The organism is Archaeoglobus sp. (genome assembly GCF_017656475.1).
Taxonomy (GTDB): Archaea; Halobacteriota; Archaeoglobi; order Archaeoglobales; family Archaeoglobaceae; genus Archaeoglobus.
The window spans coordinates 1-2,490 of sequence record NZ_JACDNT010000081.1 but is presented as its reverse complement, the minus strand read 5'-3'; the positions used below and the strand labels follow the sequence as shown (position 1 = coordinate 2,490).

Here is a 2,490-nt window from a genome sequence, read left to right as displayed (position 1 = left end):
GATTGAGAAGTTCTTGGGTGATAAGTTTAGGATGTTGTGCACTTAACCATAATTGAAAAATAGCCATTCTGTCAGGAACGATGAAATAGAACTGCTGTAAATTGCAACTTCTGCACAGTAAGCGCTGAAAGTTAAAGACACACTTTAACGGAAAAATCATAAACTCCACAGGCAAGCTGGTTCCATGTACTTCATCACGTCAAACGAGGGCAAGTTTAGGGAAGTAAGAGAGATGGCGGCGAAGTATGGAATCGAGGTTGAGTGGCTGAAGATGGAGTACCTTGAACCCCAAGGAAACAGTCTGGAAGAGATAGCAAGAGTGAGTGCGGAGATGCTCTCATCTCAAATCGAAGATGAGTTCTTCCTTGAGGACAGCGGTCTGTTCATTGAGGCGTTGAAGGGCTTTCCTGGTCCATATTCGAGCTACGTTTTCAAAACCATAGGTAACGAGGGAATTCTGAAACTTATGAACGGGGTTGAGGACAGAAGAGCGTACTTTATGGCCGTAGTCGCTTATTTTGATGGCAGCACCGTTAGAACCTTTACCGGCAAGGTGGAGGGAGAAATAGCGAGAGAGATGAGGGGAACGCAGGGATTTGGCTACGACCCGATTTTTCTCTACGGTGACAAGACCTTCGCAGAGATGAGCACCGAAGAGAAGAACAGAGTTTCACACAGAAGAAGAGCCCTCGAAGAGTTCTTCAGGTGGCTCAAGGAAAATAAAAGTTAAAAAATTCATTCTTCAGACTCCTCCTCTCCGCTCTCTCCCTCTGGTCCCTTCTCCTTCTCCAGTCCCTTCGCTGCAATGACGTCATCGATTCTCAGTATCATTATTGCTACCTCTGTTGCACTTGAAATTGCCTGAGTCTTGACCTTCAGTGGCTCGAGGACACCTTTCTCCTTCATGCAGGTCACTTCACCGCTGAACACATCGACACCGTAGGTTGTCTTGCCCTCCTCGTGGGCCTTCCTCAGCTCGACTAGGATGTCAATCGGGTCAAGTCCTGAGTTCTCTGCCAGAGCCCTCGGAATGACCTCAAGTGCTGATGCAAAAGCCTCTGCAGCAAGCTGCTCTCTGCCGCCGAGGGTCGGAGCCCACTCTCTGAGCTTCAGGGCAACCTCGATTTCAGGTGCTCCGCCACCAGCCACAACTTTGCCACTCTCAAGGGCAGCCTTTACGACCTTTATAGCATCCTGCAGGCTTCTCTCGACCTCATCAACCACATGCTCGCTGCCACCTCTGATGAGTATTGTCACAGCCTTGGGGTTCTTGCATCCCTCGATGAAGACCATCTTCTCGTCGCCGACCTTCCTCTCCTCAACCAGATCAGCCTCACCGAGGTCGACGGAGGTTATCTCCCTCAGGTCGGTGATTATTTTCGCTCCGCACGCCTTGGCGATCTTCTCAATGTCGCTCTGCTTCACTCTCCTCACTGCAAGAATTCCGGCCTTTGCGAGGTAGTACTGGGCCAGATCATCGATGCCCTTCTGACAGAAGACGACGTTTGCACCGGCTTCTGCCAGCTTGTCCACCATCTCCTTGAGCATCTTCTCCTCCTGCTCGATGAACTTCATGAGCTGGTCGGGGTCTGTGATTCTAATCTCAGCATCAGTCTCGGTCTCCTTGACCTCAAGGGCTGCCTTGAGAACGGCTATCTTCGCGTTCTTGACCCTCTTGGGCATTCCTGGGTGGACAACTTCTTTGTCGATAACGATACCATTGACAAGCTTGGTGTCCGCAACGCTTCCTCCCTGCCTCTTCTCAAGCTTGATGTTGTCCTCGTCAACCCTGTAGTGGTCATCAACCTTCTCCGCAACCCTCTTCACAGCCTCAACGACGAGGTTGCTGAGGTGCTCAAGAGCATACTCAGAGTGCTTTCCGGTGATGGCGGTTGCAGCAATCTTCTTCAGCGTATCTACATCCTCAACGTCGATATCCATTGCAATGCTCTCAAGTATCTCTATGGCCTTGTTTGATGCCATTCTGTAACCTCTGGCAATTATTGTTGGATGAATTTCCTGATCAAGCAGCTCTTCAGCCTTCTTCAACAGCTCTCCTGCAAGAACAACTGCTGTAGTTGTACCATCACCAACCTCATTGTCCTGGGTCTTCGCTACCTCAATGATCATCTTTGCCGCCGGGTGCTCGACATCCATCTCCTTCAGAATTGTAACTCCATCGTTTGTGATAACGACATCGCCAAGGCTGTCAACGAGCATCTTATCCATTCCCTTTGGGCCAAGAGTGCTCTTCACAGCTTCAGCAATAACACGAGCAGCCATTATGTTCATTCTCTGAGCATCTCTACCAACAGTTCTCTGAGTTCCCTCCTTCAATATCAAAACCGGAGTCCCCTGCAGTGTTGCCATACCCTCTCACCTCCCCTTGCAAATATTGGTGGATTGGAATTTCTATATAAATTTTTTGGTCAGTTTAACCGACCTGTCCTAATAACATCCTCTCACCACATTGAAGTAAAATACGAACAT

Annotated in this window: 2 protein-coding genes; one reads left to right on the top strand and one right to left on the bottom strand. The window is 49.2% G+C overall.

Annotated features, from left to right (window positions below; all coding sequences use genetic code 11):
• The first annotated feature begins 184 nt into the window (after window positions 1–184).
• The gene (locus H0Z19_RS11820) at window positions 185–730 is read left to right on the top strand and encodes an XTP/dITP diphosphatase (RefSeq protein ID WP_290726878.1); all 546 of its coding nucleotides are present in this window, start codon (window positions 185–187) and stop codon (window positions 728–730) included.
• 5 nt (window positions 731–735) lie between these two features.
• Here H0Z19_RS11820 and thsB read toward each other — a convergent pair whose 3' ends face one another.
• A complete protein-coding gene (thsB, locus tag H0Z19_RS11815) occupies window positions 736–2,370 on the bottom strand; it encodes a thermosome subunit beta (protein WP_290726876.1) in 1,635 nt (544 codons plus the stop codon).
• Window positions 2,371–2,490: the final 120 nt, after the last annotated feature.

Bases quoted from the DNA above. Each gene is read 5' to 3' on its own strand.
- H0Z19_RS11820 (WP_290726878.1), top strand. From the start codon at position 185: ATGTACTTCATCACGTCAAACGAGGGCAAGTTTAGGGAAGTAAGAGAG.
- thsB (WP_290726876.1), bottom strand. From the start codon at position 2,370: ATGGCAACACTGCAGGGGACTCCGGTTTTGATATTGAAGGAGGGAACT.